The sequence below is a fragment of the Desulfovibrio piger ATCC 29098 genome (assembly GCF_000156375.1).
In the GTDB taxonomy this organism is placed as follows: Bacteria; Desulfobacterota; Desulfovibrionia; order Desulfovibrionales; family Desulfovibrionaceae; genus Desulfovibrio; species Desulfovibrio piger.
In genome coordinates this window covers 28,561-51,293 of record NZ_DS996356.1, presented here as the reverse complement: position 1 = coordinate 51,293, position 22,733 = coordinate 28,561, and the positions used below count along the sequence as shown (strand labels likewise).

Annotated in this window: 19 protein-coding genes; 11 read left to right on the top strand and 8 right to left on the bottom strand. The window is 64.5% G+C overall.

Features of this window, described 5'->3' with window-relative positions:
* Positions 1-487: tol-pal system protein YbgF (gene ybgF / locus DESPIG_RS05820; RefSeq protein WP_006006171.1), on the top strand; the 487-nt coding region annotated here is incomplete at its 5' end.
* Between the two features lie 325 nt (positions 488-812).
* Here ybgF and DESPIG_RS05815 read toward each other — a convergent pair.
* Entirely contained in the window at positions 813-1,157 is a 345-nt protein-coding gene (locus DESPIG_RS05815) for a DVU0772 family protein (RefSeq protein WP_040369497.1), read from the bottom strand.
* Positions 1,158-1,389: 232 nt separating this feature from the next.
* Here DESPIG_RS05815 and DESPIG_RS05810 point away from each other — a divergent pair, with 232 nt between their 5' ends.
* Together DESPIG_RS05810 and secA are read left to right on the top strand one after the other, a co-directional pair.
* Positions 1,390-1,758, top strand: coding sequence for a molybdenum cofactor biosynthesis protein MoaE (locus tag DESPIG_RS05810; protein ID WP_006006163.1), 369 nt, complete (start codon positions 1,390-1,392; stop codon positions 1,756-1,758).
* 564 nt (positions 1,759-2,322) lie between these two features.
* Positions 2,323-4,914 carry a preprotein translocase subunit SecA gene (gene secA, locus DESPIG_RS05805; protein WP_006006161.1) on the top strand — a complete coding sequence of 864 codons (2,592 nt, stop codon included), beginning with the start codon at positions 2,323-2,325 and terminating at the stop codon, positions 4,912-4,914.
* Positions 4,915-5,049: 135 nt separating this feature from the next.
* On the opposite strand, the gene DESPIG_RS05800 is transcribed toward secA, so the two are convergent.
* Entirely contained in the window at positions 5,050-5,910 is an 861-nt protein-coding gene (locus DESPIG_RS05800; protein ID WP_006006157.1) for a PHP domain-containing protein, read from the bottom strand.
* A gap of 220 nt (positions 5,911-6,130) precedes the next feature.
* On the opposite strand from DESPIG_RS05800, the gene DESPIG_RS05795 reads away from it, so the two are divergent.
* The 4 genes from DESPIG_RS05795 to acs all read left to right on the top strand — a co-directional run bounded on the left by DESPIG_RS05795 (position 6,131) and on the right by acs (position 9,989).
* Entirely contained in the window at positions 6,131-6,334 is a 204-nt protein-coding gene (locus DESPIG_RS05795) for a Trm112 family protein (RefSeq protein ID WP_006006155.1), read from the top strand.
* 8 nt (positions 6,335-6,342) lie between these two features.
* The gene (yfcE, locus tag DESPIG_RS05790) at positions 6,343-6,924 is read left to right on the top strand and encodes a phosphodiesterase (protein ID WP_006006152.1); all 582 of its coding nucleotides are present in this window, start codon (positions 6,343-6,345) and stop codon (positions 6,922-6,924) included.
* Positions 6,921-7,553, top strand: coding sequence for a Maf family nucleotide pyrophosphatase (locus tag DESPIG_RS05785; protein ID WP_006006150.1), 633 nt, complete (start codon positions 6,921-6,923; stop codon positions 7,551-7,553). The genes yfcE and DESPIG_RS05785 overlap by 4 nt, the downstream gene beginning before the upstream one ends.
* A gap of 393 nt (positions 7,554-7,946) precedes the next feature.
* Positions 7,947-9,989, top strand: a complete 2,043-nt coding sequence (gene acs / locus DESPIG_RS05780; RefSeq protein WP_006006145.1) for an acetate--CoA ligase — start codon at positions 7,947-7,949, stop codon at positions 9,987-9,989.
* Between the two features lie 131 nt (positions 9,990-10,120).
* Here acs and DESPIG_RS05775 read toward each other — a convergent pair whose 3' ends face one another.
* Together DESPIG_RS05775 and DESPIG_RS05770 are read right to left on the bottom strand one after the other, a co-directional pair.
* Positions 10,121-10,417, bottom strand: a complete 297-nt coding sequence (locus tag DESPIG_RS05775) for a hypothetical protein (protein ID WP_006006142.1) — start codon at positions 10,415-10,417, stop codon at positions 10,121-10,123.
* Between the two features lie 10 nt (positions 10,418-10,427).
* The gene (locus DESPIG_RS05770) at positions 10,428-10,649 is read right to left on the bottom strand and encodes a hypothetical protein (protein WP_040369496.1); all 222 of its coding nucleotides are present in this window, start codon (positions 10,647-10,649) and stop codon (positions 10,428-10,430) included.
* Between the two features lie 256 nt (positions 10,650-10,905).
* On the opposite strand from DESPIG_RS05770, the gene DESPIG_RS05765 reads away from it, so the two are divergent.
* The 4 genes from DESPIG_RS05765 (at position 10,906) to DESPIG_RS05750 (ending at position 13,981) form a co-directional block, all read left to right on the top strand.
* Positions 10,906-11,145: a FeoA family protein gene (locus DESPIG_RS05765; protein ID WP_006006138.1), complete on the top strand. Its 240-nt coding sequence runs from the start codon at positions 10,906-10,908 to the stop codon at positions 11,143-11,145.
* 105 nt (positions 11,146-11,250) lie between these two features.
* Positions 11,251-11,505 (top strand): DUF6110 family protein, encoded by a 255-nt coding sequence (locus DESPIG_RS05760; RefSeq protein ID WP_006006135.1) that lies wholly within the window; start codon positions 11,251-11,253, stop codon positions 11,503-11,505.
* A 14-nt stretch (positions 11,506-11,519) separates the two neighbouring features.
* On the top strand, positions 11,520-13,691 hold the full coding sequence (locus DESPIG_RS05755; protein ID WP_040369495.1) for a heavy metal translocating P-type ATPase: 2,172 nt from the start codon (positions 11,520-11,522) through the stop codon (positions 13,689-13,691).
* Entirely contained in the window at positions 13,691-13,981 is a 291-nt protein-coding gene (locus tag DESPIG_RS05750; RefSeq protein ID WP_006006132.1) for an HMA2 domain-containing protein, read from the top strand. Before DESPIG_RS05755 ends, DESPIG_RS05750 begins: the two co-directional genes overlap by 1 nt.
* Positions 13,982-14,204: 223 nt before the next feature.
* Here DESPIG_RS05750 and DESPIG_RS13725 read toward each other — a convergent pair whose 3' ends face one another.
* From DESPIG_RS13725 to DESPIG_RS05730, 4 genes are all read right to left on the bottom strand, one after another.
* Positions 14,205-14,774, bottom strand: coding sequence for a hypothetical protein (locus tag DESPIG_RS13725; RefSeq protein ID WP_147589050.1), 570 nt, complete (start codon positions 14,772-14,774; stop codon positions 14,205-14,207).
* Between the two features lie 69 nt (positions 14,775-14,843).
* Positions 14,844-15,974 (bottom strand): aminotransferase class I/II-fold pyridoxal phosphate-dependent enzyme, encoded by a 1,131-nt coding sequence (locus tag DESPIG_RS05740; protein WP_006006128.1) that lies wholly within the window; start codon positions 15,972-15,974, stop codon positions 14,844-14,846.
* 310 nt (positions 15,975-16,284) lie between these two features.
* Positions 16,285-19,575 (bottom strand): efflux RND transporter permease subunit, encoded by a 3,291-nt coding sequence (locus DESPIG_RS05735; RefSeq protein ID WP_006006126.1) that lies wholly within the window; start codon positions 19,573-19,575, stop codon positions 16,285-16,287.
* Positions 19,562-22,657: a multidrug efflux RND transporter permease subunit gene (locus tag DESPIG_RS05730; RefSeq protein WP_006006125.1), complete on the bottom strand. Its 3,096-nt coding sequence runs from the start codon at positions 22,655-22,657 to the stop codon at positions 19,562-19,564. The genes DESPIG_RS05735 and DESPIG_RS05730 overlap by 14 nt, the downstream gene beginning before the upstream one ends.
* Positions 22,658-22,733: the final 76 nt, after the last annotated feature.

The window sequence follows — 22,733 nt, the reverse complement described above, 5'->3', positions numbered from 1 at the left end:
TTACGGTGATGCCGCCGCTGCGCCCGCTGCCGCTCCGGCCGCGCCTGCCGCCACGGGCAGCACCTGGGGCCAGCCCACGCCCCAGCCCGAAGCCAAGCCCGCTGCGAAGAAGGACATCTCGCTGGCCCTGTATGACGCCGGCCTCAATGCCTTCCAGGCCCGCAAGTACGATGAGGCCCAGCGCTCTTTCGCCGACTTCATGAAGAACTATCCCACGCATAGCATGGCCCCCGACGCGCAGTACTACCTGGCCGAGTGCTACTTCCAGCGCAACCAGTTCCCTGACGCCGCCCTGGCCTACGATACGGTCATCACCAAGTTCTCCAAGAGCAACCGTACCCCGGGCGCTTACCTGAAGCAGGGCATCTGCTTCAGCAAGATGAACCAGAAGGCCGCCGCCAAGGCCCGCATGAACGAGCTCATCAAGAAGTACCCCAACTCGCCCGAAGCGGCCCGTGCCAAGAACTTCCTCAAGACCAACAAGTAAGGCACCTGCCTGACAGATACGAAAAAGCCGGTGGCACACGTCACCGGCTTTTTTCATGCCCGCCGCCCGGGAAGGGTCGCGGACGACCGCTCCGCTGCGGCGATCCCGCCCGGGCAGGGATGCTGCGGACAGGCCATCGTGCCCGGCCGCCCCTCACAAAGAGCCCGCCGGTAACTTCCCTGGCCGGGATGACGCCGGCGGCATACCGGGCCTCGAAAAGACGAAGGGCCCCGTTGCCGGGGCCCTGTCTGGTGCGTTTGGTGTGGAGGTTTATGGGTTTGAGGAGGGAATGAAGAAGGAAGGATCGTTATGATGTCAAAGCTGTCTACTGGCCCAGTTCGTGGCGCAGCCAGCTCTTGATGGCGGGGGTGGGTTCGCTGATGCCGCGCCACTTGCCGTGAACGGATTCGTACTCGGACAGCAGGTGGTGGGGAAGCGGCATGGTGAACAAATCTTCAGCGTGTTCGGAGTTGCGGCGCACCAGGCGGATGACGGGTTCCTTGCCCCAGCTGTCCACCACGAAGTAGTGGGACACATCTTCCTTGGAGCGCACGGGCGGATATTCGGAGTGCCAGTCGTTGTTGCCCCATTCGAGGTACATGGTCACGGCGTGTTCAGGGCTCAAGTTCCAGGAAATATCATAAAGAGCATAATCTTGCAGGCTGTTCATATACTCCTCCATGTGCTTTTTTTGAATAGTAATGATTCTCAATTAAAAAATCAATACCTAGCGTGAAAATAAGTAATATTTTTTTATTCCTGAATCATTCCAGCGTATTGCAACAGGAGTATCCGCGTAAAAAGCTGTTTTCACACGCCGTACGCCCTTTATCCACGGGCCTGTGCCGTGTATGCTTGCCCCTGTGCCGGACCGATCCGGCAGCGCACACAAAGGAGTCAGTATGGACGTCAACAAGGTTTTGCAGGAACTCAAGGCCCGCCCCGGCTTCAGCGATCATGTGGGCATGATGCTGGTACACAATGGCGTGGTCCGCGGCTGGTCGCGCAAGGATCATGCGCCGGTCAGCTCCATCACCGTCAGCCATGACCAGGCCAAGATGGACGCCATCTGCCATGAGATGGAACAGCGCCCCGGCATCTTCGCCATCGTGGCCCAGGCCAATGAAGGCGACTTGCAGCCCGGTGACGACCTGCTCCTGCTGGTGGTGGCCGGTGACATCCGCGAGAACGTCAAGGCCACCTTTGCCGAGCTGCTGGACCGCATCAAGTCCGAAGCCGTCATCAAACAGGAACACGGCCCGGAAGCCTAGGCAGCGGCATCCGGGGGCCCCTGCGGTACTGTCCGGGTCCCTCGGGCCCACGCCGGCCATAGCCGCAAGGCCATACCCACGAGCAGGTGCGCAGAGGCTCCGCATTGCCGGTCCCGCCGTCACAGCCGCCTGCGCAACCTGCCCACGGTCCGCGCCAATCTTCTTTGAGGAGGCCTCTCCGAATGTCCGGGAGAGGCCTCCTTCTCATATATCCCCTCTCCAGCGCGCTTTGCAGCCCGGCTGACCTGCCGCAGACGGAGAAGGTCAGCATATCCGGGCAAGGATGTCCCTTCTCCGGCGCAGTCTGGCGCGGCATCCCTCCGCAGTCCTCTCTGCTCCGGGAGGCTCGCCCTGCGCGTTTTCTCCTGTCCGTGAGGGCATTTTTACCCCTCGGTGCATTGCCAAAGCCGTGTTTTGACCTTACTTCTACGGCATGCGCGACCGTTTGTGACGCCCGGCCCCCCGGTGCCGGGCCCTTTCACGCACGGCCCGTCCGTTTTTTCTGGATGCACGCGGTCGCGCGCCTGCCCCGGGGCAGGCCATCCCGCCAAACGAGGAGAACGCATGTTCGGTTTCATTTTCAAAAAGATTTTCGGCAGCAAGAACGACCGCTACCTGCGCCGCCTGCGCCCCATCGTGGCGCGCATCAACGCGCTCGAACCCCAGATGCAGGAACTGGCCGACGAGGATTTCGCCCAGCGCATGGCGGAATACCGCCAGCAGGTGCAGGCCGGCGAACGCACCCTGGACGACCTTCTGCCCGAAGTCTTCGCCCTGGTCCGCGAAGCCTCCCGCCGTGTCATGGGCATGCGCCACTATGACGTGCAGCTGGTGGGCGGCATCGTGCTGCACCGCGGCAAGATCGCCGAAATGAAGACCGGTGAAGGCAAGACCCTGGTGGCCACCCTGCCCGTGGCCCTCAATGCCCTTTCCGGCAAGGGCGTGCATGTGGTCACCGTCAACGACTACCTGGCCACCCGTGACGCCCAGTGGATGGGCAAGCTCTACAACTTCCTGGGCCTTTCGGTGGGCGTCATCGTCAACGGCCTTGACGACCAGGCCCGCAAGGAAGCCTACGGCGCCGACATCACCTACGGTACCAACAACGAGTTCGGCTTCGACTACCTGCGCGACAACATGAAGTTCTACGCCACGCAGCTGGTGCAGCGCGGCCACAACTTCGCCATCGTGGACGAAGTGGACTCCATCCTCATCGACGAGGCCCGTACCCCGCTCATCATCTCCGGCGCTTCCGACGAAAGCGTGGGCATGTACCGCGCCATGGACCAGATCGTGCGCCAGCTGGGCCCCGAAGATTACACCGTGGATGAAAAAGCCCGCACCGCCATGCTCTCCGAGGAAGGCGTGGCCCACTGCGAGGCCCTGCTGCATGTGGACAACCTCTTCGACCCGGCCAACATCACCCAGCAGCACTGCATCCTGCAGGCCCTGAAGGCCCATCACGTCTTCAAGCGCGACGTGGACTACATCGTGCAGAACGACAAGGTGGTCATCGTGGACGAGTTCACGGGCCGCCTCATGGATGGCCGCCGCTATTCCGATGGTCTGCACCAGGCCCTGGAAGCCAAGGAAAACGTCACCATCGCCGCCGAGAACCAGACCCTGGCCTCCATCACCTTCCAGAACTATTTCCGCATGTATGACAAGCTGGCGGGCATGACCGGTACGGCCGATACCGAAGCCGTGGAATTCCACCAGATCTACAATCTGGAAGTGGTCTCCATCCCGCCCAACAAGCCCATGCAGCGCAAGGACTACCCCGACCTCATCTACCGTACCCGCAAGGAAAAGTACGATGCCATCATCGAGGCCATCCGCGAGCTGTACGAAAAGGGCCAGCCCGTGCTGGTGGGCACCATCTCCATCGAGACCTCGGAGATGCTCTCCCAGCGCCTGAAAAAGCTCAACATCCCGCACAGCGTGCTCAACGCCAAGCAGCACGCCCGTGAAGCCGAGATCGTGGCCCAGGCCGGCCAGAAAGGCCATGTGACCATCGCCACCAACATGGCCGGCCGCGGTACGGACATCGTGCTGGGCGAAGGCGTGCTGGAACTGGGCGGTCTGCACATCCTGGGCACCGAACGCCACGAGAGCCGCCGTATCGACAACCAGCTGCGCGGCCGTTCCGGCCGTCAGGGCGACCCCGGTTCCTCCCGCTTCTACCTTTCGCTGGAAGACGACCTCATGCGCCTGTTCGGCTCCGACCGCATCAGCGGCCTTATGGAGAAGCTGGGCCTCAAGGACGGTGAAGCCATCGAGAACGCCATGGTCACCCGCGCCGTGGAAAGCGCCCAGAAGCGCGTGGAAGCCCACCACTTCGAGATCCGCAAGACCCTGCTGGATTACGACAACGTCATGAACCAGCAGCGCGAGGTCATCTACACCCTGCGCCGCGACATGATGGTGGAAGAAGATCTGGAACCCGTGCTGAGCGAGTTCCGCAACGACATCCTGGACGATGCCTACACGCCGCTGGAGCAGGCCGATACCGACACGGCCATCGAGCTGCGCAAGGCCCTGCAGGCCCGTCTGGCCGACGTCTTCAACCTGGGCCGCGTGCTGGCGGCCGATGCCCCCGTGCCCGACCGTGCCGGCTGTGAGGAATGCATCCACCAGATCTTCCAGCAGCTGCGCGAAGAAGCCGGCCCCCTGTACCAGGACATCCTGCGTTACTTCCTGCTGGAAGAACTGGACCGCACCTGGAAGGAACACCTGCGCAACATGGACGCCCTGCGTGACGGCATCGGCCTGCGCGGTTACGGCCAGAAGGACCCCAAACTGGAATACAAGCGTGAAGGCTTCGAGATGTTCCAGTCCATGCTCTTCCAGATCCGCGAAGGCGTGTTCCGCGCCCTGACCCGCGTGCATGTGCAGCCTGCCGAGCCCGCGCCCGCCGAAGGTGCCGTGGAAGAAGGCAATGCCCCGGCCGAAGCGCCGCAGCAGGAAGCTCCCAAGGCCAAGCCCACCCTGAGCCTGCGCCACAAGGAGAACGACGACCTGGCCTACTCCGGCAGCCAGACCACGGACGCCGGCAACCAGCCCGCCAAGGCCAAGCCCCGCGTGGGCCGCAACGATCCCTGCCCCTGCGGCAGCGGCAAGAAGTACAAGAAGTGCTGCGGCATGGGCAAGGTCTAGCCGCGCCTGAGCATCACTGACGAAAAAAGCGGGGCCCTCCATGAGGGTCCCGCTTTTTTGCATCCGCCGTCGGCGAAAGCCGCACGGCAGGAGGGGGTTCCCTTCCCCCCAAACACTGTGGACAGGCACCGCGCCCTAGCAGGGCAGGCCGCGCCGGGCGCGCATCTCGCGCAGGTCTTCCAGCACGCTGTAGGGCACGCGCAGGGAGCCGTAGCCCTTGCCCAGACGGATGCGGGGCTTGTTGGTGCCGTGATAGTCCGAGCCGCCGCTGACGCCCAGACCGTAATGGCGGGCCAGCTCCAGACAGCGCCGGGAAGCGGCCTCGGAATGTTCGCTGTGATAGGCTTCGATGGCCGTGAGCCCGCAGGGCAGGAGGCGTTCGATGAAGGCTTCCAGCCAGCCCTCGGGCAGTTTTTGCAACATGGGATGGGCCAGGCAGACCGTAGCCCCCAGCGAAGAAAGGACTTCCACGGCCTCTTCGGGCTGCAGGACCTCCTTGGGCAGGTAGGCCCGGCCGTAATAGCCCAGATATTCCTTGAAGGCCTCGCTGACGTCCTTCACGTAGCCCTTGCGGACCAGCACGGCGGCGATGTGCGGGCGCCCCACGCTCTCGCCGCGGGCCTCGTGCAGCACTTCGTCGAGCTCGATCTCCACGCCAAGGCCCTGGAGCTTTGACACGATGCGGACATTGCGCTCGCTGCGTTTGCGGCGCAGATACTGGAGCCTGTCCTGCAGGGGAGCCAGATCCCGGGGCAGCCACAGGCCGAGGACATGCATCTCGCCCAGCTCCGTACTGGTCGACAATTCGCATCCACGCACGAAGTCCAGCCCCAGATCCCGGGCCGCGGCCTCGGCTTCGTCCAGGCCGGAGACCGTATCGTGATCGGTCACCGCCACTGCCGCCAGCCCCTGCATCCGGGCATTGCGCACGAGCTGCCCGGGGCTGTCCGTTCCGTCAGAGGCCTGTGAATGCGTATGTAAATCAATGAATTGCATGCTTTCATCCCTGACAGTTATCTTTTTCTTTTCAAGTAAACTACGACTTTATGAAAAAAAAGCAAGCCGAGCACTCCCGTGGCAAGGTACGCAACGCCCGGCAGGTCACGCTTTCCGGCAGGCGCTCCCGGCAGCTTTGGCTTGAAGAACGGGCGGCAAAAAGCTATGCTTTTGCCCTCGCAAAACAGGGGGCCGCTGTCCCCCAAGACAAGGAAACATCATGATGAACACACAGGAATTGCTGCAGATTCTGGCCTGCCCCCGCTGCATGGGTTCCCTGGAGCCCCTGCCCTCTGCCGAGCATCCCGAAGGCCTGGCCTGCCCGGCCTGCAACGTGGTCTATCCCGTGCGTGACGATATCCCCATCATGCTGGTGGACGCCGCTGTGGAGCGCGCCCGCTGGGATGAGGAACACAAAGGCTAGGGCCGTCCATGCGTCTGCTCATCGCTTCCGACCTGCACGGCTCGCTGGACAGCCTGCGCTTCCTCTGTGATACGGCCGAGCGCCTGTCGCCCGACATGCTGGTGCTGCTGGGCGACCTGGTCTACCACGGCCCGCGTAACCCCCTGCCCGGCGGTTACGACACCCGCTCCGTGCTGGAAGAACTGGACCGTCTGAACCATCTGCCCTGCCCGGTCACGGCCGTGCGCGGCAACTGTGATGCCGAAGTGGACATCATGCTCACGCCCTTCGCCGTCTCGGAGAACGCCTGGATAGAAGCCGATGCCCTGCGCATCTTCGCCAGCCACGGCCACCGTCTGCCGGAGACCCCGCCCCTGCCGGGCTTTGCCCCGGGCACGGTCATCCTGCGCGGCCATACCCATATCCCGCGCGGCGAGAGCCTGGACGGCCTGCACTTCTGGAACCCCGGCTCCCTCAGCCTGCCCAAGGGCGGTTTCCCCCGCAGCTACGGCCTGTATGAGGACGGCTGCTTCCACGTCTACGACATGGAAGGCAAGGAACTGCTGCGCCACTGGCCCCGCCAGAACTGGCCCCATCAGGAAGGCCGATGAACGCGGCCCCGCTCCAGCCCCTCTTCGTCCTGCGGCCCGGCATCCGTCTGGTCCTGGCTTCGGCCTCGCCGCGACGCCGCCAGTTCATGGACGAATGGGGCCTGTCCCATACCATCGTCCGCCCCACCGGGGTGGAACCGCGTCCCGAACGCGGGGAAACGCCCGCCGCCTATGCCCTGCGTGCCGCTACGGCCAAGGCGCAGGCCGTGGCCGCCTCGGCGGAGTCCGGGGCTGCCGACCTGATCCTGGCCGCCGACACCGTGGTGGCCCTGGGGCACGACATCCTGGGCAAGCCCGTGGACGATGCGGACGCCCTGGACATGCTGCGGCGTCTTTCCGGCCGCGAGCATGAGGTCATCACCGGCGTCTGCTGCCTTTTCCCTGACGGGAGCAGCGCGGGCTTTGCCGATACCAGCGCCGTCCGTTTCCATGCCTGGCCGGACGACGTGCTCCGCGCCTATGTGCGCAGCGGCGAACCGGCCGACAAGGCCGGAGCCTATGCCATCCAGGGCCAGGGGGCCTTTCTGGTGGAAAGCGTGCGCGGTTCCTGGTCCACGGTGGTGGGCCTGCCGGTGAGCCGTCTTGCCGCCCTCCTGCTGGAGGGGGACTGGATGCGTCCCGTAGACTAATCCCTGCCGTTTTCCTGTCCTGCTTTTCAGGGCGGTCTCGTCATGAGGCCGCCCTTTTCATTTTTCCGTCACGCTGTCTTTTTTTTCTGCTGCCATGTGTTTTTTGCACGAAAAGCAGGCTGCCGTTCCGAATATCGAAAAAATTTTAAAAAAAATTTCATAAAAAATCGCCTTAATTTGAGATTTATTTCACGAACTGTCATTCCCGTGCACACCGCTGTCTGCTGCCGATTTGTTGCCCTCTGTTTCAGCTCCTTGTCCCTTTTTTCTCCACAATGACTGGTAGCACAAACAGTTTTCTGGCCCTTGACGCCCGTAAGAAATCTCTTTACGCCGGTAGCATGGATGATTTTCCACTGTTGTTTGCAGTCTTAAGCTTATGGAGTTGCCATCATGTCCCAGGAACGGATTACCACTCTCTTAACCGAGAAGCGTAGCTACCTCCCCCCCGAGCACGGCAAGTCGTCCGCGTGGATCTGCGGTCAGGACGAAGCCGACGCCATCTGCCGGCGAGCTCTGGAAGACCCCAATGACTTCTGGGGTGCACGCGCATCGCAGCTGATCCACTGGTTCAAGCGCTGGGACAAGGTACTGGAGGCCGACGAAGCGCGGCACAAGTACAGATGGTTCACCGGCGCCAAGCTCAACGCCGCCTTCAACTGCATCGACCGCCACCTCATCTCCGGCCGCCGCAACAAGGCCGCCCTTATCTGGCAGGGCGAAAAGGAAATGGACGTGCGCTGCTTCACCTACCAGATGCTCTATACCGAGGTCTGCCGCGTGGCCCACGCCCTGAGCTCCCTGCACATCAACAAGGGTGACCGTGTGGCCCTGTATATGCCCATGATCCCCGAGCTGGTCATCGCCATGCTGGCCTGTGCCCGTATCGGCGCCATCCATACGGCCATCTTCTCCGGCTATGCCGAAGGCGGCGTGCGCAGCCGTATCCAGGGCTCCAAGGCCAAGGTCGTCATCACCGCCGACGCCGCCATCCGCGCCGGCAAGATCAAGCCCCTCAAGGCCAATCTGGACCCCATCCTCGAAAAGTGCCCCTCCGTGGCCCATGTGGTGGTGGTGAACCACGCCGACCTCTACGACGTGAAGATGACCCCCAACCGCGACATCTGGTGGCATGACCTCATCGAAGACTTCACCCTGGACGTGGACTTCCCCTGCGAGCCCATGGACGCCAACGACACGCTCTTCCTGCTGCACACCAGCGGCAGCACCGGCAAGCCTACGGGCATCATGCACTCCACGGGCGGCTACCTGACCTATGCGGCGCACACCACGCAATGGGTCTTCGACATGCGCGACGACGACGTCTACTGGTGCACGGCCGACATGGGCTGGATCACCGGCCATACCTACGGCGTGTACGGGCCGCTGGCCCTGGGCGCCACCGTGGTGATGTTCGAAGGCGTGCCCACATGGCCAAAGCCGGACCGATACTGGCGCATCGTGGAAAAATTCCGCGTCAACATCCTCTACACGGCGCCTACGGTCATCCGTTCCCTCATGCGCCTGGGCGAAGCCTGGGCCGAGCGTTATGACCTGCGCACCCTGCGCATCCTGGGCTCCGTGGGCGAACCCATCAACCCCGAAGCCTGGCACTGGTACCACAAGAACATCGGCGGCAGCGAGCTGCCCATCGTGGATACCTGGTGGCAGACCGAGACCGGCGGCGCCATGATCAGCCCCCTGCCCTACGCCACCAAGCTCAAGCCCGGCTCGGCCTCGCGGCCCCTGCCCGGCATCGACGCGGCCGTCATGGGCGGCAGCGCCACCCGTGACGAGGAAGACGGCGACGGTTCCACCCGCAGCGGCCATCTGGTCATCCGCAAGCCCTGGCCCGGCATGATGCAGGGCGTGTACAACGACGAAGAAAAGTACCAGTCCTACTTCTCGCGCTTCGGTTGCTACGAATCCGGCGACGGTGCCGAAGTGGACGAGGACGGCTATTTCTGGATCCTGGGCCGCGTGGACGATTCCATCAACGTTTCCGGCCACCGCCTCTCCACCGCCGAGATCGAGGCCGTGCTGGCCTCCTGCCCCGAAGTGGCGGAAGCCGCCGTGGTGCCCATGCCCCATGCCCTCAAGGGCGAAGGCATCTACGCCTACGTCGTCACCCGTGACGAAGTGCCCTGGAGCGACGACGTGCGCAAGAAGCTGCGCGACACCGTGCGCCGCGACATCGGCGCCCTGGCCTCCCCCGAATACATCCAGTTCGTGGAAGCCATGCCCAAGACCTGTTCCGGCAAGGTCATCCGCCGCATGCTGCGCAAGATCGCGGGCAACGTCTACGACGACCTGGGCGATACCACGGCCCTGGCCAAGCCCGAAGTGCTCGACCACATCATCGTCGGTCACCGCAACCTGCTGCAGGGCCAGCACGAGACGGCCAACCTGCCCGATGAGGACCAGCCCAAGGAATAGGCTCTTTCCCGCTCCCTGACAAAAAAAGACCACCCGCCGACGGGTGGTCTTTTTTTTGTCCGCATCTCTGCGCGGGCAGCTTCCCTTGCGGAGCGGCCGGCCCCTCAGGCCGCAACGGCCGCTCCCACGGTTCAGGGATCGTTGCGGCGCCCTTCCGCGCGCGTCTCCCGCAGCATGCGCCAGAACTGGCGGCACTCCTCGGGATAGGAAGCCATCAGGAAGCACAGGGCCAGGAGCACCAGGGCCAGCAGACACAGGGCCAGACAAACGATCTGGGCCAGGGCCAGCAGGGCCACCAGGGCCGCCAGCAGGCCCGTCCCCCATATGGCCAGTCGCTGGATGCTCTCGCTCAGCAGGGCTTTCCATCGGGGGACGGCCGCCCCCGGAGCGGCTGGCGATGCCGCTTCCCTGTCGGAAGGACGCTCCATGTCCTACTCCTTACAGGGCCTTGCGGCGCTTCCAGACGTGATCGGCCAGCAAGGCGCTGAACACAGCGCCGGTCAGCACGTGGGCCGTTTTGTTGCCGGCAAGGCCCAGCACCACCGACGCGCCCAGCGCACCCAGCATGATGCGCATGGCCAGTTTGCGCCCGCTGAGCGGTTTGGTCGCGGGACGTGCGGGGACAGCCAGACTTCCTGTAGTGAGACAGGCTTCTTCCATAAGAAAGCTCCTGGGGTAAGAGGTTAAAATGAAAAGATAAAAAATTTTACACAATGCGCAAAAGAAAAATGAAAGTGATTTTCTTTTTTCTTGACACTCATCCTAGTTTACGCCATGCTTCTTTGCAAGCCCGGAGTAGCGGTTCGACATGCCGGATCAGCCGCCCCCCAAGCCCGGTCGGGATCGTCCCGGCCGGATCGCACTGCGCAGGTATGCCGGTCCCTGCTCCGGGCCCGTACCAGCAAAGGAGAAGATCATGAGCGACATCATCAGCCTTCGTCAGATGCAGATCGGCCAGAGCGGCAGGATCGCCACTGTGGAAGCCCTTGGAGAAATGGGCCGCCGCATCCGGGACATGGGCCTGATCCCCGGGACCACCGTTTCCATCGTGGGCCGTGCGCCCCTCAAAGACCCCGTTGCGCTGCGCCTTTCCGGCGTGACCGTCACCCTGCGCAACAGCGAAGCCGACCACATCACCGTCGACGTCTCCAACTAGCCCCTCTCTTCTCCCAACCATGCGTCTTTTGCTGTCCGGGCCGTGCCAGAACATGGCCCGGATGGCCCTCTGTATCCTTTTACCTGTGCAAACGGAGGCACAAGCATGAACAACGGTCTGAAATACGGTCTTTTTTTCCTGGGAGGTCTGGCGCTGGGCGTCGTGGGCACCGTTGCCGTCACCCGCGGCAAGCTCGATCTCAAACCCCTGGCCACCGACCTGGTGAGCCGCGGTATGGACATGAAGGACGCCATCATGAGCAAGGTGGAATCCGTCAAGGAAGACATGGAAGACCTGGCGGCCGAAGCCCGTCAGGCCGCTGACAAGCGCAAGGCCGAAGCTGCCGAACCCCAGGCCTGATGAGGGGCACGCGCATGCGCTTTTTTCTGGTTCATGAACTAAGCTGCTCCAACGGGGCCGGACGGCTGCGTGCGCGTGCCTGCCGCCCCATGACGCAAGCACAGGCCGAGATCCTGGCCGACACCCTGGATGCCATCGACGGCGTGGAAGGCGTGCGGGTCAATCCGCGCGTGCCCAGCGTCCTCGTGCTCTACCGGCATGCGCAGGCCCGGCAGGACGTGCTCCGCTCCCTGGCCGCCCAGGACGCGGGCGCCCTCAATGACGGCAGCGTCCTGGCCACCCTGACCCAGGAACTGGAAAGCAGCCTTGAACGTCACGCTTCCGGCAGCCGCCTGCCGGCCCATGAAGAGGACGAGATGGGAGCCCACGGTTTCGGCCCCCTGATGCGCTTCCTCTTCGTCCGTCCGTTCCTGCCGTTCAAGCTGCGCGTGGCCAGCAGCGTCATGGGGGCCCTTCCCTTTTTGCGAAAGGGCCTCGCCTCGCTCCTCCAGGGCAAGCTCAATGTGGACGTGCTGGATGCCGCGGCCATCGGGGTCTCCCTGCTGCGGCGCGACTTCCGTACCGTCACCGTGCTGACCCTGTTGCTGGGGCTGGGCGAGGCCCTGGAATACTGGACGCGCCGCCGCTCCATGGACAGCCTGACCGAGAGCCTGGCCCTTAATGTGGATACCGTCTGGGTACTGGCCGATGGCGTGGAGACCAGCGTGCCGCTCTCTGATGTGCGCGAAGGGGATCTGGTCGTGGTCCGCGACGGCGGTTCCATCCCTGTGGATGGCATCGTCGAAGACGGCGAGGCCGTGGTCAACCAGGCCAGCATGACCGGCGAGCCCCTGGGAGTGCCCCGCAGCAAGGGCGCTGCCGTCTACTCGGGCACGGTGGTGGAGCAGGGACACCTCGTCATCCGCGCCACCCACGTGGGCGACGGCACCCGTCTCAAGCAGGTGGTGCGCTTCATCGAAGAGTCCGAGGCCCTCAAGGCCGGCATCCAGGGCAAGTTCGAACGCATGGCCGACATGGCCGTGCCCTTCACCTTCGCTCTGGCGGGCCTTGTGTGGCTCATCACCCGCAACCCCATGCAGGCGGCCTCCGTGCTGCTGGTGGACTATTCCTGCGCCCTGCGTCTTGCCACCCCGCTGGCCGTGCTGGCCGCCATGCGCGAAGGCGCGCGCCACGGCGTGGTCATCAAGGGGGGGCGCTTCCTGGAGGCCCTTTCCGAAGCCGATACCGTGGTCTTCGACAAGACGGGCACCCTGACCAATGCCAGCCCCCATGTGGTGGAGGTCATCCCCGCCGCCGGTCATGAGCGGAACGAGGTCCTGCGCCTTGCAGCCTGCCTTGAGGAGCACTTTCCCCATCCCGTGGCCCGGGCCGTGGTCCGCTGCGCCCAGGAAGAAGGCCTGCAACATGAAGAGGAACACGCCCAGGTGGAATATGTGGTGGCCCACGGCATCGCCTCCACCCTGTACGGCAAGGCCGTGCGTGTGGGTAGCCGTCACTACATCGAGTGCGACGAAGGCATCGACCTTTCGCCCCTGGAAGCGGAGATCGATGCCCAGGCCCAGATGGGACGCTCGCTGCTCTATCTGGCCATCGACGGCAAGCTGGCCGGTTTCCTGGCCATCGAGGACCCCCTGCGTCCCGAATGCCCGCAGGTCCTCAAGCAGCTCGAGGAGCTGGGCTTCCGCCGCATCCTCATGCTCACCGGCGACGACGAGCGTACCGCCCGTGCCGTGGCCGGCAAGCTGGGACTCAAGGAATACCGCGCGCAGGTCCTGCCCGCCGACAAGGCCGACGTCATCGCCGACCTCACCGCCCAGGGCTGCAAGGTCCTCATGGTGGGCGACGGCATCAACGACGCCCCCGCCCTGTCCGCCTCCCATGTGGGCGTGGCCATGTGCGACGGCGCCGATCTGGCCCGCGAAGTGGCCAACGTGCTGCTCACCCGGCCGGACCTCAGCGGGCTCATCACGGCCCGGCTGCTGGGCCGGGCCACCCTGCGGCGCATCCACGTCAACTTTGCGGCCACCATGCTGCTCAACAGCATGTTCCTGGCCGGGGGCCTGTTCATGATCCTGACGCCCGGTGTCTCGGCCCTGTTGCACAACCTGACGACCCTGGGCGTGACCCTCAATGCCATGCGGCCGCATCTGCCCGGTCGCCACGCCCGCCAGCTGGAGGCCGCCTGATGCTCGACAGCCTGCGCTTCGTGAAATACGTCCGCAGCTTCATGGACGGACGCGTGCGCGTCCGGCACCCTGCCCTGCGTGACGCGGCCATCGCCGGCAAGGCCCGCGCCGCCCTCCTGCGGGTGGACGGCGTGCGGGACATAGAGCTCAACCCCCTGAGCGGTTCGGCCCTCATCCTGTATGACAGCACCCGGCTGTCGCAGGACAGGCTCATCGAGATAGGCTGCCGCTGGGCAGACTGGCTGGACAAAGCAGCGCGCGGCCAGGGTGGCGAGATGCCGCCACTGTAGAAATGCGGGCATTCCGGGGGAGAGACCTCGTGTGAACAAAAGGTCCTCTCCCCCGGATCCCTTCTTCCAAAAAACTTTTTCAGGTACGGGCACCGGTCCCCCTCGCTGCCTCGTAGTCAGGGACATCCCGGCCTGAAACAGGGGCCCATCCAGATCGCTTCCTCCCTTGGAGCCCCTTATGAAAAAAGGACGCCGTCACGGCGTCCTTTTGTTTCTCCATAGCTTAGTACCGGAGCAAATAGGTCTCAAGCTGTTTTCGCAATGCCACGATGGCCGGAGCATCCGAGTCTGCATACCACATGGTTCCCTGCCCGTAGCCCCCTTTCACGATATGCCCAGAAGGAATCGCAAAGGAGCGCTCCTGCTCTTGCAGGCAAATACAATCCTCAGCACGTGCTTTTGCCGAATATTTTACTTTTTGCCCATCCAGGAACTCCTGCTGCTCTTTTCTAAAAACAAGAGCATTGCGATACCACCCGACGACACAGGCTACCTTCCTTTCTGGGTGACGTGCAAAAAAAACAACAGTCACATCATCCACAGACATATCTTTTTTGCTGGCCCCAAGCCTTTCTAGATGCAGACTGACAGATTTCCCCTCTATATACCTTACAGGAACATTGCCATAGCAATATCCATTCCTGTTGACAAAATTTGATATTTCCTCACCTGTACCGTTATCACGAACATATCTAAAATCAGAGATCACTCTTCCTGTAGCATCATACCGTTCCATCCAGCCTATATTAAAGCATATAAGTCGCATATCTTTCCCTAAGACAATAGAAAACATCAACTACTTCTGACAATAAAAGCATATCCTATACCAAGCACCTATTTATCAAACTGCTTTCCTGTACATTTAGGCATTCTGCCGCAGCCAGGTGTCCAGCATGGCCAGGTTCTCGGCAAAGTTGGCGCGGCCGTAGCCCATGCGCACATAGGGCGCGTCCATGTCATAGACATTGCCGGGCAGGAGCAGCACACCGGCCGACTGGGCCAGATGTTCGCAAAAAGCCAGTGCGGAACCGAAGCGGGCCACGAAGTCCGGCCGCAGGCCGTGGAAGGCGATGGGCCCGGCCTGGGGCGGGTTGTGGAGGAACACGTGCTCGTAACGGGCAAAGAAATCCGCAGCGATGCGGCGATTGCGGGCGATGATCTCCCGGTTGCGGGCCAGGACGGCCGGGCCGTGCTTCAGGGCGATACGGGCCAGGGCTTCGGAAGGGGTGGGGCAGCAGATACTGAGATAATTCTTGTAGCGGCTCAGGGCACCGATGGCGTCCCGTTCCTGCGAGGCGATCCAGCCCACACGCAGGCCGGGCAGGCCGTAGGCCTTGGAGAGCACGCCCACGGAAAAAGCCCGCTCGTAGATGTCACAAAAGGCCGGGGGCACGGCGTCCGGCGCTTCCAGGCCCCGGTAGACTTCATCGGCCAGGATGCGCAGACCGTGACGGCGGGCCAGCTCGCAGATGCGCTGCCGCTCGTCGGCGGACAGGGCGTAGCCGGTGGGATTGTTGGGCGTGTTCAGCACCAGCAGGCGCGTTTTGGGCGTGATGAGCCGCTCCAGCTCGTCAAGGTCGCAGTACCAGCCGTCCTTGCCCTGATGCAGGGGCCAGAGGGAGAGCTCGCAGCCCGCGGCCCGCGCCACTTCATACAGGGACTGGTAGGTGGGGAACTGGCAGATCACATGCTCGCCCGGCTCCACCAGCACGTTGAGCGCCCCGAAGATGGCTTCCTGCGCGCCCACATGCAGCAGCACGTTTTCCGGGCCGCACTGCGTGTACAGGCCGGAGACCGCCTCTCGCAGGGCCGGGGCGCCGTCGTTCTCGCTGTAGCCCAGCCAGGTATCCAGAAAGCCTTCCTGCGCGCCCGGCTCCAGAGCCAGCAGTTCGCGGATGCTCAGGGATTCGCAGTCCGACTGCGCCAGCAGATACGGCGCACTGAATTCATACCGTCCAAAAAAGATCTCCAGTCCGAAGTCCCTGATTTTCATGCTTCCTCCACAGATTGTTCTATGACGATGCCGTCACCGCCCCAGCATAGGATCCCCCATGCGGGGCGTCAATCTGTGGAATTAAAAGACAGACCTGCGGAGACAAAAAGGATGCGGAGAAGCGTCCTGTCCAGATCAGGACGCAGGGCAGCCCAGACAGGCAATGAGTGCGGGGAAGGCTCTGCCCCGCCGCAGCGCGCCTTCTTTCGCACAAAACTTCCTGGGGCAGAATGGGCCGCCCGGATGCCGGCCGCAAGGGCCATGCCTCCAAGAACAGGCTTTCCCGGCCCGGCCTGCCAAAAGACCGTCCCTAGCCCTGACGGCAGAGCGCCGTCAGCAGGGCCGCCTTGCGCTCGCCGTAGCGCAGCCGCCACCAGCGCCGGCGCCAGCGCAAACGGGCCCGGTCGAGGCACAGGTAGACCACGGGCGTGGTGTACAGGGTGAGCAGCTGGCTCACCAGCAGGCCGCCCACGATGGTGATGCCCAGGGGCTGGCGGATCTCGGCGCCGTCGCCCTGCCCCAGGGCCAGCGGTACGGCCCCCAGGATGGCGGCGGCCGTGGTCATCATGATGGGACGGAAGCGCAGGCGGCAGGCCTCGTGGATGGCCTCGCGCGGGGGCAGGTTGCGGGTGCGCGCGGCATCGATGGCAAAGTCGATCATCATGATGGCGTTCTTTTTGACGATGCCGCAAAGCAGCAGCACGCCGATGAGGGCGATGACGCTGAACTCCATGCCGCAGGCCCGCAGGGCCAGCAGGGCCCCGATGCCCGCCGACGGCAGGGTGGAAAGGATGGTCAGGGGATGGATGAGGCTCTCGTAAAGTACGCCCAGCACGATATAGAGCGCGGCCAGGGCCGCCAGGATGAGCAGCACCTGATCCCTGACCGTATCGCTGTACATCTTGGCCGTGCCCTGGAAGCTGCCCACGATGGTGGACGGCATGCCGATGCGCACGCGCGCCTCGTCGATGGCGGCCTGCGCCTGCGAAAGGGACGCGCCCTCCGCCAGGTTGAAGGACAGGGTCACGGCAGCAAACTGGCCCTGATGGGCCACGGAAAGGGGCGCGAAGGCCGGTGAGACCTCGGCCACGCCCAGCAGGGGCACGGCCCCGTCTTTGCCCGGCAGCCAGACCTTGCCCAGCGAATCCTCCCCTTCCAGCCAGGGCAGGGCATATTCCAGCACCACGCGGTACTGGTTCTTTTCCTCATAGATGGTGCTGACCTGACGTTGGCCGAAGGCATTGTTCAGGGCCGCGTCCACGTCCTTCATGGTCAGGCCCAGCCGGGCCAGGGCATCGCGGTTGATGGTCAGCAGGGTCTGCAGGCCCCGCTCCTCGATGTCGCTGTCCACGTCCTTGAGGATGCGGATGCCCGCGAACTCCTGCTGCAAACGCCGTCCCCAGCGGCGCAGGCTGTCCAGGTCGTCGGCCTGCAAGGTGTACTGGTACTGGGAGCGGGAGCTGCGCCCGCCCATCATGATGTCCTGCGCGGCCTGCAAAAAGATCTGGAGCCCCGGTTCCGAGGACATCTTGCCGCGCAGGCGGCCGATGACCTGCTGGGCGCTGATGCCGCGTTCCTCCAGCGGCTTGAGGGAGATGAACACGCCCCCGCCGCCGCGACCGCCCGAGATGTGGGCCGAGACCTGATCCACGGCCGGATCGGCACTGAGGATGCGCACCAGCCGGGCCAGCTTGACTTCCATGTCCTGAAACGAGGCGCTCTGGTCCGCGCGGATGCCGCCCATGATGACGCCCGTATCCTGCTGGGGAAAGAAGCCCTTGGGCACCACGACGTACATCCAGACATTGGCCGCCACCACCAGCAGGAGCACGGTCAGGGTCAGCTTCCAATGATCCAGCACCACATAGAGGCTGCGGGAATAGCCCTCCTGCATGGCGGACAGGAAGCGGCCCCACAGCTGCCCCACACGGGTGAACAGCCCCTGCCGTCCGCCCTCTTCCGCCCGCAGGCGGGCGCTGCGGCGGGAAAGCTCTTCATCGAAGGGCCGCAGCAACGTGGCGCACATCATGGGCGTCGTGGTCAGGGAGACCACCATGGAGACCAGCACGGCCGTGGCCAGCACCACGGAGAACTCGCGGAACAGCCGCCCCACCACGCCACCCATGAACAGGATGGGGATGAAGACCGCCACCAGCGACAGGGAAATGGAGATGACCGTAAAGCCCACCTCGCGCGCACCGCGCAGGGCGGCCCGCAGGGGCTTCTCGCCCATCTCCAGACGGCGCACGATGTTCTCCAGCACCACGATGGCGTCGTCCACCACAAAGCCCGTGGCCACGGTCAGGGCCATGAGCGAAAGGTTGTCCAGCGTGTAACCGCACAGATACATGACCCCGAAGGTGCCGATGAGCGATACCGGCGCGGCCACGGCCGGGATGCTGGTGGCGCGGCCGTTGCGCAAAAAGAGGAAGACCACCAGCACCACCAGGGCCATGGAGAGCAGCAGGCTCTTCTCCACCTCATGCAGCGAGGCCCGGATGGTCTGCGAACGGTCCATGCGCACGGAAAGATCCGCGCTTTCGGGCAGCCAGGAACGCAGCTGCGGGATCATGGCCTTCACCCTGTCCACGGTCTCGATGATGTTGGCCCCGGGCGAACGGAACACGATGAGCAGGATGGAGGGCTTGCCGTTGGAAAGGGCCATCTGGCGGATGTCCTGGCTGGAATCCGTCACCGTGGCCACGTCGCCCAACCGGATGGCGATACCGTCACGCTCGGCCACGATGACCTTGCGGTACTGGGCCGCGGTGCGCAGCTGGTCGCTGGCAACCACGGTCCAGGAGGTGCTCTCGTTCTCCAGATGTCCCTTGGGCAAAAAGGCATTGGCCCCGGCCAGGGCCTCACGCACGTCTTCCATGGTCAGGCCCGTGCGGTGCAGGGCATCGGGCGAGATGTCCACACGCACGGCGGGCAGGGCGCCGCCGCCCACGGTCACTTCGCCCACCCCGGCGATCTGGCTGATCTTCTGGGCCAGCACGGTGGACGCGGCATCGTAGAGCTGGGTACGGCTCAGGACGTCCGAGGTGACGGACAGGATGAGGATGGGCGCGCCCGAGGGGTTCACCTTGCGGTAGGTGGGGTTGGACGGCATGGTGGGCAGGGTGGAACGGGCGGCGTTGATGGCCGCCTGCACGTCACGGGCCGCGCCGTTGATGTCCCTGTCCAGATCGAACTGGAGGATGACGCGCGTGGAGCCCAGGCTGCTGCTGGAGGTCATCTCGGTCACCCCGGCGATGCGGCCCAGGGCCCGTTCCAGCGGCGTGGCCACGGTGGAAGCCATGGTCTCGGGGCTGGCCCCGGGCATGCTGGCCTGCACCCTGACCACAGGGAAGTCCACCTCGGGCAGGGGCGCCACGGGCAGCAGGAAAAAAGCCACCATGCCCGCCAGGGTCACGGCGATGGTCAGCAGCGTGGTGGCCACGGGCCGGCGGATGAAGGGCGCGGAAAGGTTCAGGGGGATGAACTCCGGCCCAAAGCGCTTGCGCCGTTCCCCGGCCAGGGCCAAATCCTGCCCTTCATGGGCATGGCCGCTTTCCGTGCCGGATGCGGTGGTCCGCGACGCTTCCTCAGGCCTGGCCATGACCGGCCTCCCCGCCGCGACGGCCCAGCTTCTCGGCCAGACGCGCGAACCAGATATAGATGACGGGCGTGGTGAACAGGGTCAGCACCTGGCTGACGATGAGGCCGCCCACCATGGTCACGCCCAGCGGACGGCGCAGCTCCGCGCCCATGCCCCAGCCGATCATCAGGGGCAGGGCCCCCAGCAGGGCCGCCATGGTGGTCATGAGGATGGGCCGCAGACGCAGCAGACAGGCCTGCCGGATGGCGGCCTGCGGATCCTTGCCTTCCTGCCGCTCGGCCTCCAGGGCAAAGTCGATCATCATGATGGCGTTCTTTTTGACGATGCCGATGAGCAGGATGATGCCGATGATGCCCACCACGCCCAGCTCCATGCCGCAAAGCATGAGGGCCAGCGTGGCGCCGATGCCCGCCGACGGCAGGGTGGACAGGATGGTCACGGGATGGATGTAGCTTTCGTAGAGCACGCCCAGCACGATGTACATGGTGACTACGGCGGCCAGCAGCAACCACACCTGATTGTCCGTGGACGTGGCAAAGGCATGGGCCGCGCCCTGGAACTGGCAGCGCAGGGACGAAGGCAGCTCCAGGGAAGCGAGGGTCTCTTCCACCGCCCTCACGGCCGCCCCCAGCGAGGAGCCTTCGGCCACGTTGAAGGAGATGGTGGCCACCGGGAACTGGCCCTGCCGCATGGTGGCCGGGCGCGCGGAGCGTTCTTCCATGCGCACCAGGGCCGAGAGCGGGATGGGCTTGCCCTCGCCGCCCTTGACGTAGATCTTTTCGATGTCGTCCGGGCCGCGCCGGAACTGTGGCGCGCTTTCCAGCACCACCTTGTACTGGTTGGTCTGGGTGAAGATGGTGGAGATCAGGCGCTGGCCCAGCGCGTCATAAAGGGCATTGTCGATGACGTCCATGCTCACGCCCAGGCGGCTGGCCGCATCGCGGTCGATGTCCAGCCAGAGCATGCGGCCCCCGCCCAGCAGGTCGCTGGTCACATGGCTCAGCTCCGGCCGCGCCCGCAGCGCCGCCAGGATGTCCGGGATGCGCCCTTCCAGCTGGGCGTCGCTGAGGGCCTCCACCGAAAGCTGGTACTGGGTGCGCGAGACGCGGTCCTCCACGGTCAGGTCCTGCACGGGCTGCAGGAACAGATCCATGCCCGGCAGGCTGTCCGCCCGTTCCATAAGGCGCCGGGCGATGACCGGGGCGCGGTGGTCACGCTCTTCCAGGGGTTTGAGGTCGATGGTCAGGCGTGAGGTGGCCAGACTGGGGTTGATGCCGTCCACGCCCACGAAGAACGCCACCCGGGCCACGGCCGGATCGGCCAGCAGCACGTCGGAAAGTTCTTTCTGGCGCCGGGCCATGGCCGCAAAGGACGTATCCTGCGGGAATTCCGCGATGCCCTGGATGACGCCCGTGTCCTGCGTGGGGAAAAAGCCCTTGGGCACCAGCGCGTACATGGCCACGCTCAGCAGCAGGGTGCCTACGGCCACGGCCAGGGTCAGGCGCTGGTGGGCCAGCACCCAGTCCAGCTTGACCTCGTACCAGCGCAGCAGGGCCGGGAAGAAATTGCCCTCCCCTTCCCTGTGCCGCTCCGGCCGCAGCATGACCGCACAGAGCATGGGCGTCAGGGAAAGGGAGATGACGGCCGAGATGAGGATGGTCACGGCCAGCGTGACCGCGAATTCGCGGAACAGTCGACCGGCTACGTCGCCCATGAACAGCAGGGGGATGAGCACGGCCACCAGCGACAGGGTCAGGGAGATGATGGTGAAGCCGATCTGCCCGGCCCCCACAAGGGCGGCCTGCAGGGGCTTGTAGCCGTTCTCCAGATAGCGGCTGATGTTCTCGATGACCACGATGGCGTCGTCCACCACGAAGCCGGAGGCGATGACCAGGGCCATGAGGGTCAGGTTGTTGAGCGAGAAGCCCGCCAGATACATGACGCCCAGCGAGCCCACCAGCGACAGGGGCACGGCCAGGGCCGGGATGATGGTGGCCTGTACGTTGCGCAGGAAGATCCAGATGACGGCGATGACCAGGACCACGGCCAGCACCAGTTCCAGCTGCACGTCGTGCACCGTGGCCCGGATGGTGGTGGTGCGGTCCGTCACCACCTGCACCCGCACATGCCCGGGCAGGGCCTGCTGCAACTGCGGCAGCAGACGGGTGATGCTGTCGGCCACGGTGATGACGTTGGCGCCGGGCTGGCGCTGGATGGAGAGCACGATGGCCGGACGGAAGCCCTGCTCACCGTCGGCCACATAGGCGGCCAGACGGGCGTTCTCCGCGCCCTCCTCCACGGTGGCCACATCCTCCAGGCGCAGGGGCGCGCCGTTGCTGTAGCCGATGATGGTCCGCGCGTACTCCTCGGCCGAGGCCAGCTGGTCGTTGGCGTCGATGGTGCTGGTGCGCTGGGGCCCGTCGAAGCTGCCCTTGGCGTCGTTGACGTTGGCCGAGGCGATGGCCGAGCGCACGTCGGCCATGGTCAGCCCGGCCGAGGCCAGGGCCGACGGGTTGACCTGCACCCGTACCGCGGGCCGCTGCCCGCCCGACAGGGTCACCAGGCCCACGCCGGTGATCTGCGAGATCTTCTGCGCCAGCCGGGTGTCCACCAGGTCTTCCAGACGGGTCAGGGGCATGGCGTCGCTGTAGACCGCCAGGGTCATGATGGCCGGGTCCGCCGGGTTGACCTTGTTGTAGACCGGCGGGTTGGGCAGGTCGGAAGGCAGAAGGTTGTCCGCCGCGTTGATGGCGGCCTGCACCTCCTGCTCGGCCACGTCCAGCGGCACGGAAAGGTCGAATTGCAAGGTGATGACCGAAGCCCCGGCCGAGGACAGGGAGGTCATCTGCACAAGGCCCGACATGGTGCCCAGCTGCCGTTCCAGCGGCGAGGTGACCACCGCGGCCATGACCTCGGACGAAGCACCGGGGTACAGGGTCTGCACCTGGATGGTGGGGTAGTCGATCTGCGGCAGGGCCGCCATGGGCAGGTAATGATAGGCCAGCAGCCCGGAAAGGAGCAGGGCCACCATCAGCAGCGAGGTGGCGATGGGCCGGAGGATGAAGATGCGGGAAATGTTCATGGAGCTGCTCGTCTGTCTTCTGGAACCAGCGGCGGAGCCGTCAGCGGAAAGCGGCGGGCCCCTGCCCTGCGGAAGG

What these genes read in the sequence shown, in the direction of transcription:
- DESPIG_RS13725 (WP_147589050.1), bottom strand. Translation starts at nt 14,774, where the DNA reads ATGTTTTCTATTGTCTTAGGGAAAGATATGCGACTTATATGCTTTAAT.
- yfcE (WP_006006152.1), top strand. Translation starts at nt 6,343, where the DNA reads ATGCGTCTGCTCATCGCTTCCGACCTGCACGGCTCGCTGGACAGCCTG.
- DESPIG_RS05815 (WP_040369497.1), bottom strand. Translation starts at nt 1,157, where the DNA reads ATGAACAGCCTGCAAGATTATGCTCTTTATGATATTTCCTGGAACTTG.
- DESPIG_RS05750 (WP_006006132.1), top strand. Translation starts at nt 13,691, where the DNA reads ATGCTCGACAGCCTGCGCTTCGTGAAATACGTCCGCAGCTTCATGGAC.
- DESPIG_RS05775 (WP_006006142.1), bottom strand. Translation starts at nt 10,417, where the DNA reads ATGGAGCGTCCTTCCGACAGGGAAGCGGCATCGCCAGCCGCTCCGGGG.
- acs (WP_006006145.1), top strand. Translation starts at nt 7,947, where the DNA reads ATGTCCCAGGAACGGATTACCACTCTCTTAACCGAGAAGCGTAGCTAC.
- DESPIG_RS05730 (WP_006006125.1), bottom strand. Translation starts at nt 22,657, where the DNA reads ATGAACATTTCCCGCATCTTCATCCTCCGGCCCATCGCCACCTCGCTG.
- DESPIG_RS05795 (WP_006006155.1), top strand. Translation starts at nt 6,131, where the DNA reads ATGATGAACACACAGGAATTGCTGCAGATTCTGGCCTGCCCCCGCTGC.
- secA (WP_006006161.1), top strand. Translation starts at nt 2,323, where the DNA reads ATGTTCGGTTTCATTTTCAAAAAGATTTTCGGCAGCAAGAACGACCGC.
- DESPIG_RS05755 (WP_040369495.1), top strand. Translation starts at nt 11,520, where the DNA reads ATGCGCTTTTTTCTGGTTCATGAACTAAGCTGCTCCAACGGGGCCGGA.
- DESPIG_RS05765 (WP_006006138.1), top strand. Translation starts at nt 10,906, where the DNA reads ATGAGCGACATCATCAGCCTTCGTCAGATGCAGATCGGCCAGAGCGGC.
- DESPIG_RS05735 (WP_006006126.1), bottom strand. Translation starts at nt 19,575, where the DNA reads ATGGCCAGGCCTGAGGAAGCGTCGCGGACCACCGCATCCGGCACGGAA.
- DESPIG_RS05785 (WP_006006150.1), top strand. Translation starts at nt 6,921, where the DNA reads ATGAACGCGGCCCCGCTCCAGCCCCTCTTCGTCCTGCGGCCCGGCATC.
- DESPIG_RS05760 (WP_006006135.1), top strand. Translation starts at nt 11,251, where the DNA reads ATGAACAACGGTCTGAAATACGGTCTTTTTTTCCTGGGAGGTCTGGCG.
- DESPIG_RS05740 (WP_006006128.1), bottom strand. Translation starts at nt 15,974, where the DNA reads ATGAAAATCAGGGACTTCGGACTGGAGATCTTTTTTGGACGGTATGAA.
- DESPIG_RS05770 (WP_040369496.1), bottom strand. Translation starts at nt 10,649, where the DNA reads ATGGAAGAAGCCTGTCTCACTACAGGAAGTCTGGCTGTCCCCGCACGT.
- DESPIG_RS05800 (WP_006006157.1), bottom strand. Translation starts at nt 5,910, where the DNA reads ATGCAATTCATTGATTTACATACGCATTCACAGGCCTCTGACGGAACG.
- DESPIG_RS05810 (WP_006006163.1), top strand. Translation starts at nt 1,390, where the DNA reads ATGGACGTCAACAAGGTTTTGCAGGAACTCAAGGCCCGCCCCGGCTTC.